Raw genomic sequence first — 26,124 nt, 5'->3', positions numbered from 1 at the left:
CTGCCGGGCGGCTGCGTGCGTGGCGATGCGCCCCGCACAGTGGAGATGCCATGGCGAGGCGGTGACGACCACGCCGTAGTCCGCGACGGCGTTCTTCGTACTGAGTCCCAGCCCCAGGCATTCCGACTCACCCGGGACGATCCGGGTCTACGGTTGCGGGTCAGCGCCGGAATTCGACCGGCTTCCCCTGGTGCTGATTGCTTGTCAGCCGGAGTGCAACACGGATCCGTTGAGACCGTCAAGATGGTGTCCGTCTCACGGGGATCCCCGGCACCGGCCCTCGCCCGCTCCCTGCGGCACCGCTGGCGGTACCTTGATCGTTCAGGTAGCGTCCTGGGCTGCCACATGGGGGAATCCGGTGCGAATCCGGAGCTGACGCGCAGCGGTATGAGACGGCGGGGGCCGTCTTTCGAGCCCGAATGCCCAGACGGCGATGCAGTACACGAAGCCGTACCACGCGTTCCGGACGGCGGCTCCCCGGCGATGCCCGGCCGTGCTCCGACACGGTGACGCGAGGTGTGCACTGGAGCGGCCGGCGTCCGCCGACTTCCAGGAGCAGGTCATGTCTCGTTCCCGTACCTCCCGTCGCCTCTCACTCGTGGTGCCGGCGGCGCTCGGCGCCCTCGCCCTCGGCACGCTTCCCGCTCTCGCGACCTCGACCCCCGCGCAGATAGCCACGTCCAAGACCAACGGCGTCGCGTACCTCAAGTCCCTTCAGGCGGCTGACGGTTCGTACGCCGGCTCGGGTCTGTCCAACGAGTGGGCGTTCAGCGCCTTCGCCGCGGCCGGCACGGCCGTCGTCGACGTGGCCCCGGGCGGAGACACCACCAAGAACGCCAGAACCGTCTACCGGAATCTGCTGTCGACGGCCGCCTGGCCCTCGGCGACCCCGGTCGTCACGGACTACGAGCGCGGAACGCTCAACGCGTACGCCGCGGGCATCGACCCGGCCCGTGTCTCGGCCTCACGCAACCTCATCGCGAACATCTACTCCTACTGGCAGACCGCGGAGCCGGGCTACTTCGGCCCGTCCGCGAACTTCAACGGCACGGTCTTCGCGGCCCTTTCGCTGGGCGGCGCGAAGACCCAAGGCGGCACCGCCCGCGTCCCGCAGGCACTCACCGACGCGATCGTCACCCGCCTCCGTGCCAACCAGCACAACGACGGCGGCTGGACCTACCAGAAGGTCGAGGGCAACCCCACGGGTCTCGCCTCGGCGAGCGACATCGACATGACCGGTGCCGGGATGGCCGCCCTGTGCGTCTCCGGCGTCCCCAACACCGACACCGACGTCGTCCAGGCCAAGAACTTCCTCAAGGGCAAGCTGGTCGCCTCCTCCGGCGCCTTCAACTCCCTCTACGGGGTCAACACCAGCTCCAACGGCTGGGGCATCGCGGGCCTCAACGCCTGTGGTTTCAACCCGCAGTCGGCCGACTTCACCACGATCAGCGGCAAGACGCCGGTCGACTTCCTCATCGCCAACCAGTACAACCCGGCGGGCGGATTCAAGTACAAGCCAGCCGACACCGTTCCCTCGGCCTATTCCTCCATCGACGCGCTGCGCGCGGTCGCCGGCGGCGGCTTCACCACGGCCCCGCCGGTCCCGGTCACCCCCGGGGCCACCCAGTGGGTCGCCCAGCCCACCTTCACGGCGGGCACCGCCACCAAGCTGGCCCTGACCGTCGACGACGGCGCCGGCAACCTCAAGGTGTGCTCGGTGTCCTTCACGCCCACGGGGACGACCACGACGCTCGGCGATGTTCTCGCCGCCGCGACGAGCGCCGCGAGCCCGACCGGCTGCGTCACCTCCGTGACCCCGGCGTCGGGAACCGGCGCGATCACCGAGGTCAACGGCAAGGCCAACAGCGGCTCGAACACCTGGAAGGTCAGCGTCGACGGCTCCTCGTTCGCGGGCGCCCTGCGCGAGAAGACGATCAACGTCGGCGACACCATCGCGCTGCGCTGGGGCGCCTGAGGCCCCAGGGGGTGGGGGCCCGCTGCCGGGCCCTCACCCGCCGCGGCGCCGGACCGGGAGCACTCGGGAAGTGGCCTGCGGCGTCGGCTCGGACCGGATGCCGGGCCGTTCTGGGCGCCTCTGAGTCCCACGAACCACCAGCAGGAGGACGGAGAAGGAATGGCCGCCAGGAGCGAGCCCACGACCATGACAGTCGACGGCCGGCCCATGGTCCTGCTCAGCGAGCAGGAATACGAGGCCCTGGTCTCGTCCCGGCGCCAACTGGGCTCGCAGGTGGCCCGGTTGGCCAAGGTGCGCGAAGCGCTCCTCGACGTGGTCGAGCTCGCCGAATCCCTCGGAACGGCCCTACTCGACCGACGGAACCAGGCGGTCACCGGCGAGGGCACAGCGGACGACATCGGCGCGGACGGCGCGGTGGTCCTCCTCGGCGAGACACACCGGCGCCTCGACCGCGCCCGTCGAGCCGCCGGCATGCGGAAGTCGACGACGGATCTCACCCCGGAGAGGTAGGGCGACGTCTGTGCTCTCGCTGTCCGTCCGGGTCGGTCAGCCGACCGTGTCGTCGGAGCAGGGCCTGAGCAGATACGTGTCCATGATCCAGCCGTGCTTCGCCCTGGCCGCGGCGCGTGCCCGACGGATGTCGTCGGCGACCTCGTCGAGCGGGCCGGAGATCAGGATCTCGTCCGGGGTACCGAGGTAGGCACCCCAGTAGATCCACGTGCCACCGCCGGCGAACTGCCGGAACGACTCGTGAGCATCGAGCATGACGACGATGTCTCCGTCGTCGTTGCCCACTGTCTCGGCCAGCCTTCGTCCGGGCGTGATATGGATCGGGCGGCCCACCCGGTTGAGGCCGACGCGGTGGCGCGCCGCCAGCGTGGACACGCTGCTGACCCCCGGGACGACGTCGTAGGTGAACGTCACGTTCCCGCGGGCCGCGATCTCCTCCAGTACGGCGAGCGTGCTGTCGTACAGCGAGGGGTCGCCCCACACCAGGAACGCTCCGCGCTGCCCGGTCGCGAGTTCCTCGCGGATCAGCCGCTCGCAGATGTCGGCGCGCCGTCGCCGCCACTCGTGGACGGCGTCGGTGTAGCCGCCCCGGGCGCCCTGTGCGCGGTCGCGCCACGGATCCTCGGCCTCGACCACGCGGTGCGGACCGGGGACGTGTTCGGCCAGCATGGCCCGTCGGAGGCGGGTGAGGGACGACTTCTCCTCGCCCTTCTCCAGAACGAAGAAGACGTCCGTCCTCCGCATGGCCTTCACCGCACCGAGCGTCAGTTGGTCGGGATCCCCGGATCCGATCCCGATCACCGCGATGTGCCTCGTGCCGTCCAACGCTGCTCCCCCTTCGATGCCACCGATCCCCTCCACCCTGCGGACCCGTCCGGAACGCATCCGGTGAGGGCGGACCGGGCCAGGTTACGGAACGGCCCGCGCCGGTCGCCCGGCCGGTGTGGTGACAGGGGGAACACGAAGGAGGGCGGGAAGCCTCCACGCCTCCCGCCCTCCAGTCGCACCCACCGGCCCCTGACCCGATGGTTGCGCGCCGCCCAGGGCCCTCAGCCCGGGCTACCGGGTCTCTCCTCCCGGTCGTACGTGTGGAACCCACGCCCCGCCTTCCGGCCGAGCAGCCCCGCCTCGACCATGCGCATGAGCAGGGGCGGTGGGGCGTACAGGGGTTCCTTGAACTCGTCGTACAGCGACTCGGCGATGGAGGCGACCGTGTCGAGGCCGATCAGGTCGGCCAGCCGGAGCGGGCCCATCGGGTGGGCGCAGCCGAGCTCCATGCCGCGGTCGACGTCCGTGGCGGTCGCGAAGCCCGACTCGGTCATGCGGATCGCGGAGAGCAGGTAGGGAACGAGCAGGGCGTTGACCACGAAGCCGGCCCGGTCGTGCGAGTGGATGACGGTCTTTCCGAGGGTGTGGGTGGCGAACTCCGTCACGGCACCGGTCACCTCGGCGGAGGTGTGCAGGGTGGTGACGACCTCGACGAGGGGGAGCACGGGTACGGGGTTGAAGAAGTGCAGCCCGACGACCCGGTCGGCCCGGCCGGTGGTCATGCCCAGCCGCATCACGGGGAGGGAGGAGGTGTTCGTGGCCAGGATCGCCGCCGGATCCTCGACGATCTTGTCGAGGGCGGTGAACACCGCCGTCTTGACGTCGGCGTCCTCGGTGACGGCCTCGACGACGAGCTGCCGGTCGGCCAGATCGGCGAGTTCGGTTGTGGTCGTGATCCGGTCGAGGGCGGCTTCGGCCGAGGAGCGGTCGAGCTTGCCTCGCTGGACGGCTCGTTCGAGGGAGACGGCGATCCGCTCGCGGGCGGAGGTGGCGGCGGGGCCGGTCGCTTCGCAGAGCAGGGTGTCGAGACCGGCTCGCGCGCACACCTCGGCGATACCGGCGCCCATCTGGCCGCCACCGACGATCCCTACGCGGCGGATGTGGGCGGCGCTCATGCCGTCGCTCCCGTGGTGGCGGTCCGGACGAGGTGGCGCGTGTAGGCCTCGGGGGTGAAGAAGAGGGGCAGTTCGGCGGCGAGCGACGTTCGCTCGAAGAGTTCGCGGATCTCGTCGAGCGCGGCCCACGGGTACTCCGCGCCGAGCCGTGCCAGCTCCTCGTCGAGGACCAGGAGCACATCCTCCCGGTCGATCACCCGGTGGCGCAGCCACTGCCAGATCTGGACGCGGGCGATCTCGGCGGTGGCGGCGTCCTCCATCAGGCCGTCGATGGCGACGGCGCCCTGGCCGCGCAGCCAGGCGTCGAAGTAGCGCAGGGTCACGGCGATGTTGGTGCGCACCCCCTCCGCGGTGGGCGGGCCGCTGATCCGGCGGACGGAGAGAAGGTCCGCCGCCGTGGTCTCCACGTCGTCGCGGGTCCGGTGGATCTGCTCCTGCTGCCGGCCCAGGACGTTGTCGAAGACCTCCCGGCAGACGGGGACGAGCCCCGGGTGGGCGACCCAGGAGCCGTCGAAGCCGTCCTCGACCTCACGTTCCTTGTCGAGTCGCACCTTGGCGAGGGCGGCCTCGTTCGCATCCGGGTCCTTGCTGGGGACCTGGGCGGCCATGCCGCCGATGGCGTGGGCGCCGCGCCGGTGACAGGTGCGGACGAGGAGTTCGGTGTAGGCACGCATGAACGGGGCGGTCATGGTGACCTTCGCCCGGTCGGGCAGGAGGAAGTCGGTGCGGTGGCCGAAGGTCTTGATCAGGCTGAACAGGTAGTCCCAGCGACCGGCGTTGAGGCCGGCGCTGTGCTCGCGCAGTTCGTGGAGGATCTCCTCCATCTGGAATGCGGCGGTGATCGTCTCGATGAGGACGGTGGCGCGGACGGTGCCCCGCGGGATGCCCAGGAGTTCCTGGGCGAGGAGGAACACGTCGTTCCACAGGCGTGCCTCGTAGTGGTTCTCCAGCTTGGGGAGGTAGAAGTACGGGCCGTGGCCGGCGTCGATCTGCCGCTGGGCGCAGTGGAAGAAGTACAGGCCGAAGTCGACGAGCGAGGCGGGGACCGGGCGGCCGTCGAGCTCCAGGTGCGACTCGTCGAGGTGCCAGCCGCGCGGGCGGACCATGATGGTGGCGGGGCTCTTCCCGAGGCGGTACTCCTTGCCCTCGGGTGTCGTGAAGTCGATGCGCCGCTCGATCGCGTCGAGCAGGACCAGCTGCCCGCCGATGACGTTGTCCCAGGTCGGGGCGGTGGCGTCCTCGAAGTCCGCCATCCACACCCGGGCGCCGGAGTTGAGCGCGTTCACGGCCATGCGGCGCTCGGGCGGGCCGGTGATCTCGACGCGGCGGTCGGTCAGGCCCGGCGCGGGAGCGGCGACCTTCCAACTGCGGTCGGCGCGGACGTCCGAGGTGGCGACGGGGAAGTCGAGCGGTGTTCCGGCGGCGAGCCTGATGGCCTGACGGCGGCGCTCCTTGAGGAGCCACTGGCGGCGCTCGCCGAAGGCGGAGGCCAGCTTGCCGACGAAGTCGAGGGCGGCGGGGGTGAGGATCTCGTCGTGGCGGTCACCGGGGGCGGCCAGGACACGGACCTGACGGGTCGGGGCGCTGATGGTCATCGGACTCTCCTGAGCTGCGAGGGGAACGGGGGCGGGCGGAGACGGTCGCTCGCCCCCGTTCGGCCGGGACGCGAACTGTCCGGTCGCGGTCACGGTGTTGCTTAGTGGAACTGCTCTTCCTCCGTGGAGCCGGCGAGGGCCGTGGTGGAGGAGGCCGGGTTGACGGCGGTGGAGACCAGGTCGAAGTAGCCCGTGCCGACCTCGCGCTGGTGCTTGACGGCGGTGAAGCCCTGGGCCTGCGCGGCGAACTCGCGCTCCTGGAGGTCGACGTAGGCGGTCATGCCGTGCTCGGCGTAGCCGCGGGCGAGGTCGAACATGCCGTGGTTGAGGGAGTGGAAGCCGGCCAGGGTGATGAACTGGAACTTGTAGCCCATCGCGCCGAGTTCACGCTGGAACTTGGCGATCTGGTCGTCGTCGAGCGCGGCCTTCCAGTTGAAGGAGGGCGAGCAGTTGTACGCGAGCATCTGGTCCGGGTACTGCGCGTGGATCGCCTCGGCGAACTCGCGGGCCTGCGCCAGGTCCGGGGTGCCGGTCTCGACCCAGATGAGATCGGCGTACGGGGCGTAGGCGAGACCGCGGGCGATGACCGGGCCCATGCCGTTCTGGACGTGGTAGAAGCCCTCCGAGGTGCGCTCGCCGGTGACGAACGGGGCGTCGCGCTCGTCGATGTCGCTGGTCAGCAGGGTGGCGGCGAGGGCGTCGGTGCGGGCGATGATCAGAGTCGGGGTGTCCGCGATGTCGGCGGCGAGCCGGGCCGCGTTGAGCGTGCGGATGTGCTGCGAGGTCGGGACGAGGACCTTGCCGCCGAGGTGGCCGCACTTCTTCTCGGAGGCGAGCTGGTCCTCGTAGTGGATGCCGGCCGCGCCCGCCGCGATCATCGCCTTGGTCAGCTCGAAGGCGTTCAGCGGGCCGCCGAAGCCGGCCTCGGCGTCGGCGACGATCGGGGCCAGCCAGTCGGTGGTGTCCGTGCCGCCCTCGGCGGTGGCGATCTGGTCGGCGCGCAGCAGGGCGTTGTTGATCCGGCGTACCACCTGCGGGACGGAGTTGACCGGGTAGAGGCTCTGGTCGGGGTAGGTGTGGCCGGCCTGGTTGGCGTCGGCGGCGACCTGCCAGCCCGACAGGTAGATCGCCTGGAGCCCGGCCCGGACCTGCTGCACGGCCTGGCCGCCGGTCAGCGCGCCGAGCGCGTGCACGTAGTCCAGGTCGTGCAGCTGCCGCCACAGGCGCTCGGCGCCGCGCCGGGCCAGGGTGTGCTCCTCACGGACGCTGCCGGAGAGCCGGACCACGTCCTCGGCGGAGTACGTGCGCTCGATCCCCGCCCAGCGGGGGTCCGTCGCCCAGCGCGCGGCCAGGTTCGCCGCGGCCGCCGTCGTCGTATTCGTGTCTGCCATGACCGTCACCGTCTCCTTCGGTCGTGCTTTGCCAATGCCGCCATGGTTCTGTGCGGTCTGGCACTAAGTGTCTTGTCAAGGGAGCGCGGCCCGCCGGTGCCCGGACGGGCGGAGATGAGCAATCTGTGCCGATCCGGGGTGTGCTTAGGCCGGGATTGCCGAAGTCAGGGCATGAATCGGGTCCCGATCTTGCCCTGGACCTGTCGGGTCCGGCGGGCCGCACTCAGACTCTGGCACTGGCACCCAGTGCCATCAACCGTGGACCCGTGCCAAGTTTTGCGAATCATTCCGCTGCGTTTTGCCAAGCTTGCCAATGGTGCGGGCGAGTCCGGCTGACATACGCTGACGCCGAGGTCCTGAACGATCGGGAGGCCGAGGGTGAGCAAGACGTACGCGGGGGCACGGCTGCGGCGACTTCGCGAGGATCGCGGAATGAGCCAGGCCGAGCTGGCGCGCACCCTCGCCATCTCTCCCAGCTACCTCAACCAGATGGAGCACGACGCCCGACCGCTCACCGTGCCCGTGCTGCTGCGCCTCACCGAGGCCTTCGGCGTCGATCCCGGCTTCTTCTCCGAGCGGGACACCAGTCGCCTCGTCGCGGACCTCCGTGAAGCACTGTCCGGAGAGCTCGCCGCGGCCCGGGTCTCCCCGTCCGACCTCACCGACCTGGCCGCACGGATTCCGGCGGTCGCCCACGTCCTGGTCGACCTGGGGCGGCGCAACCAGCGTCTCTCCGAACGCATCGCCGACGCGGCGGACCCGCGTGGATCGGACCCGGAGCTGCCGCGCTCCCCGCACGAGGAGATCCGAGACTTCTTCTACCGTCGGCAGAACTACCTCCACGAGACCGATCTCGCTGCGGAGGCACTCGCGGCGGAGATCGGCATCAGGCCCGGCGACATCATCAGTGCCCTGAGCGGGCGGCTCTCCGACCGGCACGGCGTCCGTTTCTCCACCGAGACGGGAGACAGGCTGCACTCCTACGACGAGAAGACCCGCACCCTGCGGCTGTCCACCCGTCTCCGCCCCGGTCAGCGCGCTTTCCGCATGGCCACGCAGCTCGCGCTGCTGGAGTACGGGGACGGCCTGGACCGACAGGCGGCCGAGGACTTCCCGCCGGGCGGCCCGGCCCACCAGCTGGCGCGCATCGGCATCGCCAACTACTTCGCCGCCGCGCTGATCCTCCCCTACGGGGCGTTCCACGCGGCGGCGGAGGAGTTCCGGTACGACATCGAACGGCTCACCGACCGCTTCGGGCTCGGCTACGAGACGGTCTGCCACCGCCTCAGCACCCTTCAGCGCCCCAGGCTGCGCGGTGTCCCCTTCTCGTTCGTCCGCGTCGACCGGGCGGGCAACATGTCCAAACGGCAGTCCGCCACCGGGTTCCACTTCTCCCGGGCCGGCGGCACCTGCCCGCTGTGGAACGTGTACGAGGCGTTCGCCGCACCGGGCCGTATCCACGTCCAGATCGCCGCCATGCCCGACGGGCAGCGCCACCTGTGGACGGCCCGCGCCGTCACCCGGCACCGGGGCGGCTGGGGCGAGCCCGGAAAGACCTTCGCGATCGGCCTCGGTTGCGAGATCCGCCACGCCCACCGGCTCGTGTACTCGGACGGACTCGACCTCGACAACGTGGCCGCCGCCACCCCCATCGGCATGGGCTGCCGCGTCTGCGAGCGCCTCGACTGCCCCCAGCGCGCGGCCCCGCCCCTCGGGCGCCCGCTCAGGATCGACCAGAACGCCAGCACCTTCGTCCCGTACCCCGTCGCCGATCCTCCGGCCTGAGCCGTGGATCAGGGCAGGAGGAACGCCTCGGCCGTCGACACGGGGTCTCCCGCCCCGACCCCGTGGAGGACGTGCGCCAGAACCGCCGCGCCAGGGGTGGGGCTGGACTTACTAGGACGTCCAACTATATGTTCGTGGCGAGCCCGCGGTGCAGGGAAGCCGGTGTGATTCCGGCGCGGTCCCGCCACTGTGACCGGGGAGTGTGCTCTTCCAGCAGGTCAGGCCACTGACGGAAACCATCCGTCGGGAAGGCCGGAGAGCATGCGCTGATCCGGGAGTCAGGATACCGGCCGTGGGGTGTTCCGTGTTGTCCACGAGGATGGAGCAGACACGCATGGCACCGGTACGTGACCACGACCCTGGTGATCCGGCGGAGTACCCGAACCCCGAGGCCCTGTCCCCGCGTTCGTGACTCGACGAGGGCGTCCTCGCCCTCCCCTGTCTCGCGGAAGGACCCGCGTGCGCGCGCCCCGATCGGTGCGTCCTCGCGGCCCTCGCCGCGCCTTCCTCGGATCCGTACCTGACGAGAGCAGGCTTCGATGGTCCGCGAACTCACCCATTTCATCGGCGGAAAGCACACCGCCGGCACGTCCGGTCTCTTCGCCGACGTGTACGACCCCAACACCGGCGCCGTCCAGGCCAGGGTGCCCCTGGCCGGGCGCGCCGACACCGAGGCGGCGATCGCCGACGCGGAGGAGGCCCAGCGCGAGTGGGGCCAGTGGAACCCGCAGCGACGCGCCCGCGTCCTGCTGCGGTTCCTCCAACTCGTCGAGGGCGAAAGGGAATCCCTCGCCCGACTGCTCTCCGCCGAGCACGGAAAGACCGTCGCCGACGCCCACGGCGACCTGCAACGCGGCCTGGAGGTCGTGGAGTTCGCCGCCGGGATCCCGCACCTTCTCAAGGGCGAGTTCACCGACAACGCCGGTACCGGCATCGACGTGCACTCGCTCCGCGGCCCGCTGGGCGTCGTCGCCGGGATCACCCCCTTCAACTTCCCGGCGATGATCCCGCTGTGGAAGGCGGCACCGGCCCTGGCCTGCGGAAACGCGTTCATCCTCAAGCCCTCCGAGCGTGACCCCTCCGTACCGCTGCGGCTCGCCGAGCTGTTCCTGGAGGCCGGACTGCCGCCCGGTGTGCTGAACGTGGTCAACGGCGGCAAGGAGGCCGTCGACACCCTCCTCGACGACCCCCGCGTCCAGGCCCTCGGCTTCGTCGGCTCCACCCCGATCGCGGCGCACATCTACGCCACCGCGGCCGCGAACGGCAAGCGCGCCCAGTGCTTCGGCGGGGCCAAGAACCACATGATCGTGATGCCGGACGCCGACCTCGACCAGGCCGCCGACGCGCTGATCGGCGCCGGCTACGGCTCCGCGGGCGAGCGCTGCATGGCGATCTCCGTCGCCGTCCCCGTCGGCGAGGAGACCGCCGACGCGCTGGTGGCGAAATTGAGGGAGCGCATCGCCTCCCTGCGTATCGGCACCTCCGACGACCCGGACGCCGACTTCGGTCCCCTCGTCAGCCGGGACGCCCTGGACCGGGTCGACCACTACGTCGGCATCGGCGTCGACGAGGGAGCGGAACTCGTCGTCGACGGACGGGGGTTCACCCTTCCCGGACACGAGAACGGCTTCTTCGCCGGAGCTTCGCTCTTCGACCGCGTCACCCCGGACATGCGGATCTACCAGGAAGAGATCTTCGGCCCGGTCCTCTGCGTCGCACGGGCCGCCGACTACGAGAGCGCGCTCCGGCTGCCGAGCGAGCACCCGTACGGCAACGGCGTGGCCATCTTCACCCGCGACGGCGACACCGCCCGCGACTTCACCCGCCGCGTCAACACCGGCATGGTCGGCGTCAACGTCCCCATTCCGGTGCCCGTGGCTTACCACACGTTCGGCGGCTGGAAGCGATCCGGATTCGGCGACCTGAACCAGCACGGGCCGGACGCCGTCCGCTTCTACACCCGCACCAAGACCGTCACCTCGCGCTGGCCCTCCGGGGTCAAGGAAGGCGCGAGCTTCACCATCCCGACGATGGGATGACCGCCATGACCACTTTCACCGAGGACCAGCTCGCCCTCGCCGAAGTCACCCTCGACTTCGCCCAGGAACAGCTCGCCCCGCACGCCGTGGCCTGGGACCAGGACAAGCACTTCCCCGTCGACGTCATCCGCAGGGCCGCCGCGCTCGGCCTCGGCGGTGTCTACGTACGCGAGGAGCACGGCGGCTCCGGACTCACCCGCGCCGACGGCGTCCTCGTCTTCGAGACCCTGGCGACCGGCTGCCCCTCGATCGCCGGATACCTCTCCATCCACAACATGGTCGCCTGGATGATCGACCGGTACGGAGACCCCGCCCAGCGGGCCCGATGGCTCCCCGGCCTCTGCTCCGCCGAGACCCTGGGCAGCTACTGCCTCACCGAACCCGGGGCGGGCTCGGACGCCGCCGCACTGCGCACCCGCGCCGAACGGGACGGCGACCACTACGTCCTGACCGGAGTGAAGCAGTTCATCTCCGGCGCAGGAGCCTCCGACCTGTACATCGTCCTGGCCCGCACCGGAGGGGGTGGCCCCGGTGGGATCTCCGCCTTCGTAGTCGAACGTGCGGACCCGGGTGTCTCCTTCGGCGCGAACGAACGCAAGATGGGCTGGAACGCCCAGCCCACCCGCCAGGTCGTTCTCGACGGCGTGCGGATCCCCGCCGACCGGCGCCTCGGCGCCGAGGGCGACGGTTTCCGCATCGCCATGCACGGCCTCAACGGCGGCCGCCTCGGCATCGCCGCCTGCTCCCTCGGTGGCGCGCAGAGCGCCCTCGACAGAAGCCTCACCCACCTCGCCGACCGTGAGGCCTTCGGCGCACGACTGCTCGACGCCCAGGCCCTGCAGTTCCGGCTGGCCGACATGGCCACCGAACTCACCGCCGCCCGCGCACTGGTACGGCAGGCCGCCGAGGCCCTCGACCGCGGTGACCCGGGAGCGGTGCAGCTCTGCGCCATGGCCAAGCGGTTCGCGACCGACACCGGGTTCTCCGTCGCCGACCGCGCCCTCCAACTGCACGGCGGCTACGGCTACCTGAGCGAGTACGGCATCGAGAAGATCGTCCGCGACCTGCGGGTCCACCGGATCCTGGAAGGGACCAACGAGATCATGAACGTCATCGTCGCGCGCGGCCTGACGGAGAGTCTCCGATGACCGAGGACGTGCTCGTCAGGACCGAGGGCCGGACGGGCCGTCTGATCCTCGACCGCCCCCGGGCGCTGAACGCGCTCACCCATCCCATGGTGCTGCGCATCGAGGAGGCGCTCACCGCCTGGAGGGACGATCCCGCCGTCGAAGTGGTGGTGATCTCCGGCGCGGGGGAGCGGGGACTGTGCGCGGGCGGCGACATCCGGGCCATCCACGAGGACGCGCGGGCGGGAGGCACAGCCTCGGCGGACTTCTGGCGGGACGAGTACCGGCTCAACGCGCTCATCGCCCGCTACCCGAAGCCGTACGTCGCCCTCATGGACGGCATCGTGATGGGCGGCGGCGTCGGCGTCTCGGCCCACGGCACCGTGCGGATCGTCACCGAGCGTTCCCGCGTCGCCATGCCGGAGACCGGCATCGGCTTCGTACCCGACGTCGGCGGCACCTACCTCCTGGCTCTGGCGCCCGGCGAGCTGGGCACCCACCTCGCCCTGACGGGGGCGCCCGTCGGCGCCGCCGACGCCCTGCTGTGCGGGCTCGCCGACCACTTCGTACCGTCCGAACGGCTCGACCGGCTGGTGGCGGACCTCTCGCGGACCTCCGTGCACGACGCCCTGGCCGAGCACGTCGGCCAGGCACCACCCGGTGAACTGGCCGCCCGCCGGGAGTGGATCGACCACTGCTACGCCGCCGGCACCGTCGAGGAGATCGTCGACCGACTCGTCGGAAGTGGTGTGCCGGCCGCCAAGGAGGCTGCCACCACCCTGGCCACCAAGTCGCCGACCGCGCTCAAGGTGACGTTGACGTCGCTGCGCCGCGCCCGCTCGCTCGGCCCGCTGGAGCGGGTCCTGGAGCAGGAGTACCGCGTCTCGTGCGCGGCGCTGACCTCGCCCGACCTGGTCGAGGGAATCCGGGCCCAGGTCATCGACAAGGACCGTGACCCCCGCTGGTCCCCTGCCCAGCTCGCAGGTGTCACAGACGAGGACGTGGCCCGCTTCTTCACCCCGCTCGGAGCCGACCGTGAGCTGCGGCTCACATCCCCCGACCCGCTTCAGGAGGTGCCCTGGTGACCCCCGTCATCGGCTTCATCGGCCTCGGCCACATGGGCGGCCCCATGGCCGCCAACCTCGTCGCCGCCGGCCATCGCGTGCTCGGGTTCGACCTCGTCCCGGAGGCTCTGGACACCGCCGCCGCGGCCGGGGTCGAGACGGCGGACTCGGCACGGGCGGCCGCCGCCGCAGCGGACGTCGTGATCACGATGCTGCCCGCGGGCCGCCATGTCCTCGCCCTCTACCGGGATGAGGGCCTCCTCGCGGCCGCCCGGCCCGGCACCCTGTTCATCGACTGCTCCACCATCGACGTCGCCGACGCGCGCGCCGCCCACGAGGCCGCCGTGGCCGCCGGGCACCGCGCCCTGGACGCCCCCGTGTCGGGCGGTGTCGTCGGCGCCGAGGCCGCCACCCTCACCTTCATGGCGGGCGGCGGAGAAGCCGAGTTCACCGAGGCCGAACCGCTGCTCGCGGCCATGGGGAAGCGAGCCGTGCACTGCGGTGGCGCGGGCGCCGGGCAGGCCGCCAAGATCTGCAACAACATGATCCTCGGCATCTCGATGATCGCCGTGAGCGAGGCCTTCGTTCTCGGAGAGAGCCTCGGCCTCTCCCATCAGGCGCTCTACGACGTCGCCTCCACCGCCTCCGGCCAGTGCTGGGCCCTCACCACCAACTGCCCCGTACCCGGCCCCGTACCGGCCAGCCCCGCCAACCGCGACTACCGCCCCGGATTCGCCGCCCCGCTCATGGCCAAGGACCTGGGACTCGCCGCCAACGCCCTGCGCGCGGGAGGCATCGACGCGGGGCTCGGGCTGCGGGCCGCCGAGATGTACGCCGCGTTCGCCGAAGGGCCGGGAGCGGCACAGGACTTCTCCGGGATCGTCCACGCCCTGCGCGACACCGCCGCAGAAGCACCGAAGGGAACGACCACCGCATGACCGCGACCGACTACGAGACGATCACTGTCGAGCGTACGGGCGGCCGTACGGCACTGCTCACCCTCAACAGGCCGAAGGCGCTCAACGCCCTGAACCTCCAGGTCATGGAAGAGGTCGTGGCCGCCACCGAGGCTCTCGACCGGGACCCGGACATCGGCTGCGTCGTGATCACCGGCTCTCCGAAGGCCTTCGCCGCCGGCGCGGACATCAAGGAGATGCAGCCCCAGGGGTACATGGACATGTACCTCACCGACTGGTTCACCGCCTGGGACCGGCTTGGGAACCTCCGCACCCCCACGATCGCGGCCGTCTCCGGCTACGCCCTGGGCGGCGGCTGCGAACTCGCCATGCTCTGCGACATCCTGCTGGCCTCCGACACGGCGGTCTTCGGGCAGCCGGAGATCAAGCTGGGTGTGATCCCGGGCATCGGCGGCTCCCAGCGCCTCACCCGGGCCGTCGGCAAGGCGAAGGCGATGGAACTGTGCCTGACGGGGCGGACGATGGACGCGGTCGAGGCGGAGCGGGCGGGTCTGGTCTCCCGGATCGTCCCCGCCGACGACCTTCTTCCCGAGGCTCTCAAGGTCGCCACGACCGTGGCGGGGATGTCGAAGCCGGTCGCCATGATGGCCAAGGAGGCCGTGAACCGCGCCTTCGAGACCACGCTCACCGAAGGCGTCCGCTTCGAACGACGCCTGTTCCACGCGGTGTTCGCCACGGCCGACCAGAAGGAAGGCATGTCGGCCTTCGTGGAGAAGCGGGCCCCGGACTTCACCCACCGCTGACCCGCACGGCCGCTTCCTCGCGCCACGGAGAGGAAGCGGCCGCCGGCGGCGTACGCGGCTGCCGGTCAGGAGGCGGACGCGAGCGCACGGGCGACCCTGACCGCGTCCGCCGTGGCGCGTACGTCATGGACCCGGACCGCCCAGGCACCCTGGTGGGCGACGATCGCGGAGAGGGCGGCCGTCGCGGCGTCCCGGTCGTGGGCGCTGGGGGGCGTGCCGTCCGCGTCGGACAGGATGTGGCCCAGGAACCTCTTGCGCGAGCCGGCGACCAGGACGGGGCGGCCCAGCGCACGGAGCTCGGCCAGTCCGGCGACCAGGCGGAGATCGTGTTCCGGCCGCTTGGCGAATCCCAGCCCCGGGTCCACCACCAGCCGCTCCCGGGGAACGCCCGCGGCCACCACAGCCTCCACACGGGCGCCGACCTCCGCGACGACCTCGCGGACCACGTCCCCGTACACCGCCCGTCGGTTCATGTCGTGGCTGAAACCCCGCCAGTGCATGACGACGAAGGGGACGCCGCCGGCGGCGACGGCAGGGACCATTCCGGGGTCGGCCAGTCCCCCGCTGACGTCGTTGACGAGGACCGCGCCGGCCTCGATCGCCCGCGTGGCGACCGATGCGCGCATGGTGTCGACGGACACGAGCACGCCTTCGGCCGCGAGTTCGCGCACGACCGGCACGACGCGTCGCAGCTCCTCCTCCTCGTCGACCCGGGAGGCGCCGGGCCGGGTCGACTCGCCGCCGACGTCGACCAGGTCGGCGCCCCCGGCGGCGAGATCCAGACCGTGCTTCACCGCCGTTGTCGGGTCGAACCAGCGGCCGCCGTCGGAGAAGGAGTCGGGGGTCACGTTCACCACCCCCATGACGGCGCACCGATCCCATCGAGGCAACCCGGCGACGCTGCCCATGCCCTCGTCGCCGTACGGCCGTGGTACTCCCGTCGGGGCCTGGAGCCGATTCACGCCGGGCCCTCCGTACGGCAGATCAGGCGCCGGCGGTAGGTGTCCGGAGTAAGCGGAGGTGGCAGCTCGTCCCCCAACAGGGTCCTTTCGAGGACCTCCCGGGCCTCGGCGACCAGTGCGCCGGAGTGTTCGCGGGCCATCGCGGCGGACTCGACGTCGATGAGAGCCCGGAGATCCGTCGGGGAGACCAGACGCTGCCTTCGCCACTGCCACAGCCGGGCACGGGTGAGCTCGGCGGCCGACCTGCCCGCGGGCTGCCCGCCGAGGACGGCCGTCCCCCGGCCGCGCAGCCAGGCTTCGACATGACGCAGCGCGAGGGTCACGGCGGACCGGACCTGTTGCCTCGTCGGCGCTTCCGCCGGACCGGGCCGGTGTACGGACAGCAGGTCGGCGGCGCGCACCGGCGCGTCGTCGGGCACACCGGTGATCTCGGCGACATCGCCGGTCGGACGGGCGCTCCTGCGGTGACAGGTACGGACGAGGAGTTCGGAGTACGCCCGCATGAAGGGGGCGGCCAGGGCGGCCTCGGTGGTGTCCGGGAGCAGGAAGGGGGTCCGGTGGCCGAAGGCGCCGATGACGCTGAAGAGGTAGTGCCAACGATCTGCGGCGAGTCCGGAACTGTGTTCGCGCAGTTCGTAGAGGATCTCCTCCATCTCGAACGCGGCCGTGACCGTGTCGATGACGGCAGTGGCCCGGACCGTCCCTTGCGGGATGCCGAGGAGATCCTGGGCCAGCACGAACACGTCGTTCCACAGGCGCGCCTCGAACCGGTTCTCCAGCCGGGCGAGGTGGAGGTAGGGGCCGGAACCAGCGTCGATCAGGCGCCGCGCGCAGTGGAAGAAGTACAGGCCGAAGTCGACGAGCGCGGCGGAGACGGGGTGGCCGTCGACCAGGAAGCACTCCTCCTCCAGGTGCCAGCCGCGGGGGCGGACGACGAGGGTGGGGACGCTGCCGCCGGGTCGGGTGTCCCGGCCGCGCGCCGGGGCGGGTCCGGTGCGGCGTCGGCAGATGTCGAGCAGGGTGAGGTGACCGGCGAGGACGTTCTCCCAGAGCGGTGAGGGAGTCTCCTCGAAGTCGGCGATCCATACGTCGGCACCTGATCCGAGGGCATTCGCCGCCGTCCGGGGGGCCGGCGGCGCGGTGATCTCCGCACGCCGGCCGGTGAGCGCCTGCGCCGTTGGTGCCACCCGCCAGTTCGGATCGTCGCGGACGGCCGAGGTGGCGCGGGGGAAGTCCAGCGGGTGGCCCGACGCCAGGCTGTCCGAACGGTGGCGGCGTGCCGTGAGGATCTCGCGGCGACGGCGTGTGAACGCGGCGTCGAGCCGCGCCACGAAGTCCAGCGCCTCGGGGTTCAGGATCTCGAAGTGGTGGTCGCCCGGGGGGCCGAGGACTTCGACGTGGTGAGTCGTCTCGGGGGTGGACATGCTGTGTTTCTCCGTCATGAGGCCGCTTTCGCGGGATCCCTGAAAGCGCCGGGGCGCCCTCGCCGGTGGGGCCGGGCCGTCACCGCCTCCGCCGTCGCCCGGCGCGGTCGCGGCCCTTCCCCGCCACACGCTGGGCGCGGGCGAGAAGGTCGGGTGCCGACGAGAGCAGCACGGTCACCGGGCGCCCGGCCTCCGCGGCCGTCCCGCGCCCGGTGAGGTGCTCCGCTTCGAGTGCGTCGACCAGCGCCGACAAGAGGTCGCTCGTGGTCTTGAGGGTCTGGCGGACGACGCGCAACCGGGATCCCAGCGCTCCGAGCTGACGGCGCATGGCCAGGAGGGCGGCGTATTCCCGGGGTGTGAGAGCCACCATGGGCTGCCCGTCGAGGGTGATGTGCCGGGGTTTCGGCTTCGCCACGTGAGAACCCTTCGTCACCGGGGTCGCCCGATCGCCGGGCCGCTCCGCCGCTGTCCGGTCGTAGGAGCCCGGGCAGGACGGCGAAGCGTCCGGCCCGGGTCCGCCGGGCGTCAGCCGTTGTCGCCGGCCAGCCCCGCCCTGACCTCGCGCGCGGCGGCGACGAGGTTCTCCAGGGAGGCTCGGGTCTCGGTCCAGCCGCGGGTCTTGAGTCCGCAGTCGGGGTTGACCCAGAGCCGCTCGGCCGGGATGGCCTCCAGGCCCTTGCGCAGGAGCGCGGCGGCTTCGTCGGTGCTGGGCACGCGGGGGGAGTGGATGTCCCAGACGCCCGGACCGGCCTCGCGCGGGTAGCCGTGCTCGGCGAGTTCACCGGCGACCTGCATGTGGGAGCGGGCGGCTTCCAGACTGATGACGTCCGCGTCGAGGTCGTCGATGGCCTGGACGATGTCGCCGAACTCGGCGTAGCACATGTGGGTGTGGATCTGGGTGTCGGGCCGGACACCGCTGGTGGAGAGCCGGAAGGACTCCGTCGCCCAGTCGAGGTAGGCGGCGTGGTCCGCGGCACGCAACGGGAGGGTCTCCCGGAGCGCGGGCTCGTCGACCTGGATGACCGAGGTGCCCGCGGCCTCCAGGTCGTTCACCTCGTCGCGCAGAGCGAGCGCCACCTGTCGGGCCGTGTCGCCGAGCGGCTGGTCGTCGCGGACGAACGACCACGCGAGCATGGTGACCGGACCGGTGAGCATGCCCTTGACCGGCTTGCTGGTCTGCGCCTGCGCGTACGTGGTCCAACGCACCGTCATCGGCTCGGGGCGCGAGATGTCTCCGGCCAGGATCGGCGGCCGGACGTACCGGGTGCCGTACGACTGCACCCAGCCGTGCTGCGTGGCGACATAGCCGGTGAGCTGCTCGGCGAAGTACTGGACCATGTCGTTGCGTTCGGGCTCGCCGTGCACGAGCACGTCGACGCCGGTCTTCTCCTGGAAGGACAGGACCTCGCGGATCTCGTCCTTGATCCGCTCCTCGTAGCCGGCCGTGTCGATGCGGCCGGCGCGCAGGTCGGCGCGGGCCACGCGGAGCTCGTCGGTCTGCGGGAAGGAGCCGATGGTGGTGGTCGGCAGCAGCGGCAGACCGAGGTGGGCGCGCTGGGCGGCGGACCGCTCGGCGTACGGCTGGGAGCGGCAGCCGTCCGCGTCGGTGATCGCGGCGGTGCGGGCGCGTACGGCCGGGTCGCGGGTGAGGGCGGAGCCGGCGCGGGAGGCCAGGTCGGCCCGGTTGGCGGCCAGTTCGGCGCTGATCGCGTCGGTTCCGCTGGCGAGGCCCTTGGCGAGGGTCACGACCTCGCTGGTCTTCTGGCGGGCGAAGGCGAGCCAGCGTCGGATCTGCGGGTCGATGTCGCGTTCGGCGGTCGCGTCCAGCGGGACGTGCAGCAGCGAGCAGGAGGCGGCCACGTCGACGCGGTCGGCGAGACCGAGCAGGGTGGCGAGGGTGGCCAGGGACTTCTGGTAGTCGTTGATCCAGATGTTGCGGCCGTTGACGACGCCCGCGACCAGGCGCTTTCCGGGCAGTCCGCCGACGCCCGCGAGGTCGTCGAGGTTGGCGGCGGCGCGCTCGGTGAAGTCCAGGGCGAGGCCGTCGACGGGGGCTGAGGCGAGCACCTGGAGGGCGTCGCCGAGCCGGTCGAAGTAGGAGGCGACGAGCAGCTTGGGCCGGTCGGTGAGTGCTCCGAGGTCCCGGTAGGCGCGGGCGGCGGCGTTCAGCTCGGCCGGGGTGCGGTCCTGGACGAGGGCGGGCTCGTCCAGCTGGACCCAGTCGGCGCCCGCCGCGCGCAGGTCGGCGAGGACCTCGGCGTAGACCGGGAGCAGCCGGTCGATGAGGGTGAGCGGGTCGAAGTCGGCGGCGACTCCGGGGGCGGGCTTGGCGAGGAGGAGGTAGGTGACGGGGCCGACGAGGACCGGGCGGGCGGTCAGGCCGAGGGCGAGGGCTTCCTTCAGCTCGGCGACCTGCTTGGCGGAGTCGGCGGTGAAGACGGTGTCGGGGCCGAGTTCGGGCACCAGGTAGTGGTAGTTGGTGTCGAACCACTTGGTCATCTCCAGCGGCGCGACGTCCTGCGTGCCGCGGGCCATCGCGAAGTACCCGTCGAGCGCGTCCGTCTCGACTGCGGCGCGGTGGCGTGCGGGGACAGCGCCGACCATGACACTGGTGTCCAGGACGTGGTCGTAGTACGAGAAGTCACCGGTCGGCACCTCGTGGATGCCGGCGTCGGCCAGCTGCTGCCAGTTCGAACGGCGCAGGTCGGTGGCGGCGGCCCGGAGGGCGTCGGCGGTGACACGGCCCTTCCAGTAGCCCTCGATGGCCTTCTTCAGTTCGCGGTTCTGACCCTGGCGGGGGTAGCCGTACACGGTGGCTCGTGCTGCCGCGGCTGCGGGCTTCGCTGTCACGGAACTCTCCTTCGCGAGATGTGTCCAGAAAACATCCCGGATGACGAGACGCGGACGCGAAGGGAACGACAGAACGCGCGGACCACGGCACGGGAGAAATCCGTGCATGCCGCTCGCTGTGTACGCCGACCCGCCCACGAGGTCACCGGAATGTCCGCGCGCGGAATCGTCCGCGTGCGGGCAACGGGCAGGTCTTCGGACTCGCGGGCACGCTCTCCGGAACTGACCGGAGGACACCTACTGGCCGTCGCTTCCCAGGACCGTTGTCCGATCCCAGTGCGTCTGACGGCGGTCGTTCCCGCTCACCGCTGCGGGGCAGTCCCGGATTCCCACCGGGTTCCCTCTTACGACGCATCCCGCCTGGCGGACGGGGCGAACCAGCTGCCCGGCCAGACTAGGGTGCCGGATCGCTCAGCGGCGAGCCCTTGTCCGCCATACGGACATGAAAATGAGACAGATGGCTGAGGAGAGGGGAGCGCCGGGCGGTGAGCCGTACGTATTCAGCGCTCGGACACCACCGGGTACGGCACCAGGGCCCGCCGGTCGGGGTCGACGGCGAGGACACCGCCGGCGGGCGGCCGGGCGCGCTGCGCGCAGTCCTGCCGTTCGCAGATCCGGCAGCCCAGACCGATCGGGGTGGCGGCACGCGGGTCCTGCAGGGCGATGCCCTCGGCGTAGACGAGGCGTGGCGCGTGGCGCAGCTCGCAGCCCAGCGCGACGGCGAAGTCGGCACGCGCCGCGTGGTGGCCGAACCCTCCCCGGGTCACCGTCCGGGCGATCCAGAAGTACTTCTTGCCGTCCGGCATCTCGGCCACCTGGGTGAGGATCCGGCCGGGCGCGGAGAACGCCTCGTACACGGTCCACAGGGGGCAGGTGCCGCCAAGCCGGGAGAAGTGGAAGTCGGTGGCGGACTGGCGTTTCGAGATGTTGCCCGCGCGGTCGGCCCGCAGGAAGGAGAAGGGCACCCCACGGCGGTCGGGGCGTTGGAGCGTGCTCAGCCGGTGGCACACGGTCTCGAACCCCACGCCGAAGCGCGCCTGGAGCAGTTCGACGTCGTAGCGGAGTTCCTCGGCCGCTGTGTGGAAGGCGGTGTACGGCATGAGGACCGCGCCGGCGAAGTAGTTGGCGAGGCCGATGCGTGCCAGGCCCTCCGCCTGGGGAGAGGTGAGTCCGGCCGTGTCGACCAGTTCGGCCAGCAGGGTGCCGTGCTCCAAGAACGCGAGCTGGGTGGCGAGTTGGAAGGCACGCTGCCCCTCGCTGAGCCAGGGAGACAGCAGAAGCAGGCCGCTCTCCGCGTCGAAGCGCCGGGCGTCGGCGGACCTTTCCGGGCCCGACCGGAGCACCTTGACGCCGTGCCCGACCGTGAGTCGGTCCGTGAGCGCGTCGGCCGCGCGGCCGGCCCGGCCCGTGTTCAGGGCCGCGGCGGTCGTCTCGGCCTCCGTCTCCAGGGCGGCGAAGTGGTTGTGGTGGGCGTAGAAGAAGTCCCGTACCTCGTCGTGGGGTTCGGCGGGCAGGAGCCCCACGGTCTCCTCGGGCGAGGCCAGGGCCGCCACCCGCTCGGAGGCGTCCCGGTAGCGCTGGTGAAGGGTGACGAGGGCCCGGGCCACCTCGGGATGGTCGCGGGCCACGTCCGCGATCTCGTCCTGCGCTATAGGGGCCCCGCAGGCCTCGTCCCCGAGCGCCGTCCGCAGATCCGTGGCCAGGCGCTCCTCCCCGGCCTCGGAGAAGAACTCCGGGTCGATGCCGAACACCTCGGCGATCCGCAGCAGCACCGGCGCGGTCAGCGGACGCCGGCTGTGCTCGATCTGGTTGAGGTAGCTGGTGGACAGTCCCAGGGCACGGGCCAGCTCGACCTGGTTCATGCCGCGCTCCCGGCGCAGCCTGCGCAGCTTCGCGTGCGCGTAGATCTTCCGTCCGGCAGGCCGTCCCATGCGGATCAGACTCCTCTCCGTCCCCTTCGCCTGTGAAGGTAGCATCCGCAGATTTCGCAAGATTCGCAGTTTCGCAGCTGTGGCGTGGACGGATTACGCACAGTGGCTCCCTCGATCCGGCCCTGTCGGCGGGGAAGACTCGCCGACGAACGCCGTTCCCACCGCACGCCGCGAGGAGTCCCGTGATCGACCACCAGGTTCGCGTCCACCCCAGTGCCGACCGCCTGCCGCGCGAGGAGCAGCTCGCCTGGAAACTGGCCGTCGTCGCCACCGGCACCCAGGAAGCGCAGGACCTCGACCCCGAGGCCTCGGAGATGGTGATCAACCGGATCATCGACAACGCCTCGGTCGCCGTGGCCTCGCTGCGCCGCCGACCGGTCGCCGTCGCCCGTGCCCAGGCCGCCGGCCACCCGGCGGCCCCGGGTGCCTCGGCCTTCGGCCTCCCGGCCGGGACCGCGCTCTCGCCGGAGTGGGCGGCCTGGGCCAACGGCACCGCCGTGCGCGAGCTGGACTTCCACGACACCTACCTGGCCGCCGACTACTCCCACCCCGGCGACAACATCCCGCCGCTGCTCGCCGTCGCCCAGCACACCGGCCGCTCCGGGGCCGACCTGCTGCGCGGCATCACCGCCGCCTACGAGATCCACGTCGCCCTGGTCAAGGGCATCTGCCTGCACGCCCACCGCATCGACCACGTCGCCCACCTCAGCGCCGCCACCGCGGGCGGCATCGGAGCGATGCTGCGCCTGGACACCGAGACCGTGTACCAGGCCATCCAGCAGGCCGTGCACATCACGACCGCGACCCGGCAGTCCCGCAAGGGCGAGATCTCCAGCTGGAAGGCGTTCGCCCCGGCCTTCGCGGGGAAGGCCGCCATCGAGGCCGTGGACCGGGCCATGCGCGGCGAGGGGTCGCCCTCGCCGATCTACGAGGGCGAGGACGGCTTCCTCGCCTGGATGCTCGACGGACCCGAGGCCGCGTACACCGTGTCGCTGCCCGAGCCCGGCGAAGCACGCCGCGCGATCCTCGACACGTACACCAAGGAGCACTCCGCGGAGTACCAGGCGCAGGCGATCATCGACCTGGCCCGGGGGCTGCGCGAGAAGACCGGACCGCTGGAGAAGGTCCGCTCGATCGTGCTCCACACCAGTCACCACACCCACCAGGTGATCGGCTCCGGCTCCGGCGACCCGCAGAAGTACGACCCGACCGCCAGCCGCGAGACCCTCGACCACTCGGTGCCGTACATCTTCGCCGTCGCCCTGGAGGACGGCGGCTGGCACCACGAGCGCTCCTACGCCCCGGAGCGCGCCCAGCGTCCGGCGACGGTCGAGCTGTGGCAGAAGATCTCCACCGTCGAGGACCCCGAGTGGACCCGCCGCTACCACGACCCCGACCCGGCCCGCCGGGCCTTCGGCGGCCGCGCCGTGATCACCCTCGAAGACGGCACCGTCGTCGAGGACGAACTCGCCGTCGCCGACGCCCATCCCGCGGGCGCCCGCCCCTTCGACCGGTCCGGCTACACCGCGAAGTTCCGCACCCTCACCGACGGCATCGTCGCCCCCGCCGCCCAGGACGCCTTCCTCCGGTCCGCCGGCCGGCTCGCGGAGCTGGACACCGACGCGCTCGCGGGCCTCTTCCCGGCCGTCGACACCGACGCGGTCGCCGCGTACGACGCGACCCTCCCGAAGGGCCTGTTCTGATGCTGCACACCCACACCACCCCCGCCGCCCGTCGCCGCCGCTTCCGCGAACAGCTCGCCTCCGGCCGACTGCTGCGGATTCCGGGCGCGATCAACCCGTACTCGGCCCGCCTCATCCAGGAGACCGGCTTCGACGCCGCCTACCTCTCCGGCGCCGTGCTCGCCGCCGACCTGGGCCTGCCCGACATCGGCCTGACCACCTCCACCGAGATCGCCGCCCGGGCCCAGCAGGTCGCACGGGTCACCGACCTCCCGGTCCTCATCGACGCGGACACCGGCTTCGGCGAGCCCATGAACGCGGCCCGCACCGTCCAGCTCATGGAGGACGCCGGACTGGCCGGCCTCCACCTGGAGGACCAGATCAACCCCAAGCGCTGCGGCCACCTCGACGGGAAGACCGTCGTACCCAGCGAGGACATGGTCCGGCGGCTCCGCGCCGCCGTCGACGCCCGCCGCGACCCGGACTTCCTCCTCATGGCCCGCACCGACGCGCGCTCGGTCGAGGGGCTCGACGCCGCCATCGACCGCGCCAAGGCGTACGTGGACGCGGGTGCCGACGCGATCTTCCCCGAAGCCCTCGCCGACGAGGCCGAGTTCGATGCGTTCCGCAAGGCTGTGGACGTCCCCCTGCTCGCCAACATGACGGAGTTCGGCAAGAGCCGGCTGCTCGACGCGGCGACCCTGGAGGACCTGGGCTACAACATCGCGCTCTACCCCGTCACCTTCTTCCGCCTCGCGATGGGGGCTGTCGAGGACGGACTGCGCACCCTGGCCGCCGAAGGCACCCAGGAGTCCCTGCTGCCCCGCATGCAGACCCGCTCCCGTCTGTACGAGGTGCTCGGCTACGAGGACTACAGCACGTTCGACGCGGCCGTCTTCGACTTCACGCTCCCGCCCGGCAACTGACCGACAGCACCGGAGGCCACCATGACCGCCACCGCCCCCGAGATCCACCGCGGACTGGCCGGTGTCGTCGTCGACACCACCGCGATCTCCACCGTCATCCAGGAGACCAACTCCCTCACCTACCGCGGCTACCCGGTCCAGGACCTCGCCGCCCGCTGCGCCTTCGAGGAGGTCGCGTACCTCCTCTGGTACGGCGAACTCCCCGACGCGAGCCAACTGCGGGAGTTCCAGGCGCAGGAACGTGCCCTGCGCCCCCTGGACCGCACCACCGCCGAGGTCCTCGCGCGGCTCCCCGAGACCTGCCACCCGATGGACGTGCTGCGCACCGCGGTCAGCTTCTTCGGCTCGGAGGACCCCGCCGAGGACGACAGCAGCACCACGGCCAACCGCGCCAAGTCCCTCTCCCTGCTGGCGAAGCTCCCCGTCGTCGTCGCGGCCGACCACCGCCGCCGGCACGGGCTCGACCCCGTCCAGCCCGACCCCGCACTGGGCTACGCCGAGAACTTCTTCCGGATGTGCTTCGGTGAGGTCCCCGACCCGGCGGTGGTCCGCTGCTTCGAGATCTCCCTGATCCTCTACGCCGAGCACAGCTTCAACGCCTCCACCTTCACCGCCCGGGTGGTGACCTCCACCCTCTCCGACCTCTACAGCGCTGTCACGGCGGCCATCGGCGCCCTGAAGGGCCCCCTCCACGGCGGCGCCAACGAGGCCGTGATGCACATGCTGAACGAGATCGGCGACCCGGACCGGGCGGAGCGGTGGCTGGACGAGGCGCTGGCCTCCAAGCGCAAGATCATGGGCTTCGGCCACCGCGTCTACAAGCACGGGGACTCCCGCGTACCGATCATGCAGGAGGCCACCGACCGCCTCGTCGCCCGCGCCGCCGCCCCGGACGTCACCCGCCTCGCGACCCTGCACGCGGCCCTGCGCCACGCCATGATCAGCCGCAAGGGCATCCACCCCAACCTCGACTACCCGGCAGGCCTCGCCTACCACCTCATGGGCTTCGACATCCCCACCTTCACGCCCCTCTTCGTCATGAGCCGCATCACCGGCTGGACCGCCCACATCACCGAGCAGCTCGAACACAACGCCCTGATCCGCCCCCTGGGCGCCTACAACGGCCCCGACCAGCGCCCACTGCCCGCAAGTTAGCCCCTTGCGCCCTTGTTGCACATATATTGCAACTGCAAGAGTGAG

Annotated in this window: 20 protein-coding genes and 4 riboswitches; of the genes, 11 read left to right on the top strand and 9 right to left on the bottom strand. The window is 71.4% G+C overall.

The window, feature by feature from the left end; all coding sequences use genetic code 11:
- Positions 1–94 precede the first annotated feature (94 nt).
- A riboswitch (cobalamin riboswitch) is annotated at positions 95–233 on the bottom strand.
- Positions 234–301: 68 nt separating this feature from the next.
- Positions 302–447: riboswitch (cobalamin riboswitch) on the top strand.
- A gap of 115 nt (positions 448–562) precedes the next feature.
- A complete protein-coding gene (locus tag ACF09C_RS35090) occupies positions 563–1,975 on the top strand; it encodes a hypothetical protein (RefSeq protein WP_392097431.1) in 1,413 nt (470 codons plus the stop codon).
- Positions 1,976–2,161: 186 nt separating this feature from the next.
- Positions 2,162–2,485: a hypothetical protein gene (locus tag ACF09C_RS35085; RefSeq protein ID WP_392097429.1), complete on the top strand. Its 324-nt coding sequence runs from the start codon at positions 2,162–2,164 to the stop codon at positions 2,483–2,485.
- Between the two features lie 36 nt (positions 2,486–2,521).
- Here the strand turns inward: ACF09C_RS35085 and cobF are convergent, their stop codons facing one another.
- From cobF to aceA, 4 genes are all read right to left on the bottom strand, one after another.
- Positions 2,522–3,310, bottom strand: coding sequence for a precorrin-6A synthase (deacetylating) (gene cobF, locus ACF09C_RS35080; protein ID WP_392097427.1), 789 nt, complete (start codon positions 3,308–3,310; stop codon positions 2,522–2,524).
- A 224-nt stretch (positions 3,311–3,534) separates the two neighbouring features.
- Complete coding sequence (locus ACF09C_RS35075; protein ID WP_392097426.1) at positions 3,535–4,428, bottom strand: 3-hydroxybutyryl-CoA dehydrogenase; 894 nt, start codon at positions 4,426–4,428, stop codon at positions 3,535–3,537.
- Positions 4,425–6,023 carry a malate synthase A gene (aceB, locus tag ACF09C_RS35070; RefSeq protein WP_392097424.1) on the bottom strand — a complete coding sequence of 533 codons (1,599 nt, stop codon included), beginning with the start codon at positions 6,021–6,023 and terminating at the stop codon, positions 4,425–4,427. The genes ACF09C_RS35075 and aceB overlap by 4 nt, the downstream gene beginning before the upstream one ends.
- 101 nt (positions 6,024–6,124) lie before the next feature.
- A complete protein-coding gene (gene aceA, locus ACF09C_RS35065; protein ID WP_392097422.1) occupies positions 6,125–7,414 on the bottom strand; it encodes an isocitrate lyase in 1,290 nt (429 codons plus the stop codon).
- Between the two features lie 378 nt (positions 7,415–7,792).
- Between aceA and ACF09C_RS35060 the strand changes: the two genes are divergently transcribed.
- The 6 genes from ACF09C_RS35060 (at position 7,793) to ACF09C_RS35035 (ending at position 15,149) form a co-directional block, all read left to right on the top strand.
- A complete protein-coding gene (locus ACF09C_RS35060) occupies positions 7,793–9,199 on the top strand; it encodes a short-chain fatty acyl-CoA regulator family protein (protein ID WP_392097420.1) in 1,407 nt (468 codons plus the stop codon).
- Positions 9,200–9,317: 118 nt separating this feature from the next.
- Positions 9,318–9,509, top strand: a riboswitch (cobalamin riboswitch).
- A 229-nt stretch (positions 9,510–9,738) separates the two neighbouring features.
- Positions 9,739–11,238, top strand: a complete 1,500-nt coding sequence (locus tag ACF09C_RS35055; RefSeq protein WP_392097419.1) for a CoA-acylating methylmalonate-semialdehyde dehydrogenase — start codon at positions 9,739–9,741, stop codon at positions 11,236–11,238.
- The gene (locus tag ACF09C_RS35050) at positions 11,235–12,386 is read left to right on the top strand and encodes an acyl-CoA dehydrogenase family protein (RefSeq protein ID WP_392097418.1); all 1,152 of its coding nucleotides are present in this window, start codon (positions 11,235–11,237) and stop codon (positions 12,384–12,386) included. The genes ACF09C_RS35055 and ACF09C_RS35050 overlap by 4 nt, the downstream gene beginning before the upstream one ends.
- Complete coding sequence (locus ACF09C_RS35045) at positions 12,383–13,450, top strand: enoyl-CoA hydratase/isomerase family protein (protein WP_392097416.1); 1,068 nt, start codon at positions 12,383–12,385, stop codon at positions 13,448–13,450. The genes ACF09C_RS35050 and ACF09C_RS35045 overlap by 4 nt, the downstream gene beginning before the upstream one ends.
- Positions 13,447–14,367 (top strand): 3-hydroxyisobutyrate dehydrogenase, encoded by a 921-nt coding sequence (mmsB, locus tag ACF09C_RS35040; RefSeq protein ID WP_392097414.1) that lies wholly within the window; start codon positions 13,447–13,449, stop codon positions 14,365–14,367. Before ACF09C_RS35045 ends, mmsB begins: the two co-directional genes overlap by 4 nt.
- The gene (locus ACF09C_RS35035) at positions 14,364–15,149 is read left to right on the top strand and encodes an enoyl-CoA hydratase (RefSeq protein WP_392097413.1); all 786 of its coding nucleotides are present in this window, start codon (positions 14,364–14,366) and stop codon (positions 15,147–15,149) included. Before mmsB ends, ACF09C_RS35035 begins: the two co-directional genes overlap by 4 nt.
- Positions 15,150–15,214: 65 nt before the next feature.
- Here ACF09C_RS35035 and folP read toward each other — a convergent pair whose 3' ends face one another.
- The 5 genes from folP to ACF09C_RS35010 form a co-directional block, all read right to left on the bottom strand.
- Positions 15,215–16,057, bottom strand: coding sequence for a dihydropteroate synthase (gene folP / locus ACF09C_RS35030; protein ID WP_392097665.1), 843 nt, complete (start codon positions 16,055–16,057; stop codon positions 15,215–15,217).
- Positions 16,058–16,107: 50 nt separating this feature from the next.
- Positions 16,108–17,535, bottom strand: a complete 1,428-nt coding sequence (locus ACF09C_RS35025; protein WP_392097411.1) for a malate synthase A — start codon at positions 17,533–17,535, stop codon at positions 16,108–16,110.
- Positions 17,536–17,614: 79 nt separating this feature from the next.
- Positions 17,615–17,950, bottom strand: coding sequence for a hypothetical protein (locus tag ACF09C_RS35020; protein ID WP_392097409.1), 336 nt, complete (start codon positions 17,948–17,950; stop codon positions 17,615–17,617).
- A 110-nt stretch (positions 17,951–18,060) separates the two neighbouring features.
- Positions 18,061–20,385: a 5-methyltetrahydropteroyltriglutamate--homocysteine S-methyltransferase gene (gene metE, locus ACF09C_RS35015; RefSeq protein WP_392097407.1), complete on the bottom strand. Its 2,325-nt coding sequence runs from the start codon at positions 20,383–20,385 to the stop codon at positions 18,061–18,063.
- Between the two features lie 168 nt (positions 20,386–20,553).
- A riboswitch (cobalamin riboswitch) is annotated at positions 20,554–20,782 on the bottom strand.
- 103 nt (positions 20,783–20,885) lie between these two features.
- Positions 20,886–22,316: a short-chain fatty acyl-CoA regulator family protein gene (locus tag ACF09C_RS35010; protein WP_392097406.1), complete on the bottom strand. Its 1,431-nt coding sequence runs from the start codon at positions 22,314–22,316 to the stop codon at positions 20,886–20,888.
- A 182-nt stretch (positions 22,317–22,498) separates the two neighbouring features.
- Here ACF09C_RS35010 and ACF09C_RS35005 point away from each other — a divergent pair, with 182 nt between their 5' ends.
- From ACF09C_RS35005 to ACF09C_RS34995, 3 genes are read left to right on the top strand one after another with little or no spacing between them, the layout of a single operon-like run.
- Positions 22,499–24,019, top strand: a complete 1,521-nt coding sequence (locus ACF09C_RS35005; RefSeq protein WP_392097404.1) for an MmgE/PrpD family protein — start codon at positions 22,499–22,501, stop codon at positions 24,017–24,019.
- Complete coding sequence (prpB, locus tag ACF09C_RS35000; RefSeq protein WP_392097402.1) at positions 24,019–24,924, top strand: methylisocitrate lyase; 906 nt, start codon at positions 24,019–24,021, stop codon at positions 24,922–24,924. Before ACF09C_RS35005 ends, prpB begins: the two co-directional genes overlap by 1 nt.
- Positions 24,925–24,945: 21 nt before the next feature.
- On the top strand, positions 24,946–26,079 hold the full coding sequence (locus ACF09C_RS34995) for a bifunctional 2-methylcitrate synthase/citrate synthase (protein ID WP_392097401.1): 1,134 nt from the start codon (positions 24,946–24,948) through the stop codon (positions 26,077–26,079).
- Positions 26,080–26,124: the final 45 nt, after the last annotated feature.

It is taken from the genome of Streptomyces sp. NPDC014870, from assembly GCF_043081505.1.
Taxonomy (GTDB): Bacteria; Actinomycetota; Actinomycetes; order Streptomycetales; family Streptomycetaceae; genus Streptomyces.
Note: the sequence above shows the minus strand (reverse complement) of the source record. Positions and strands in the feature narration are given on the sequence as shown.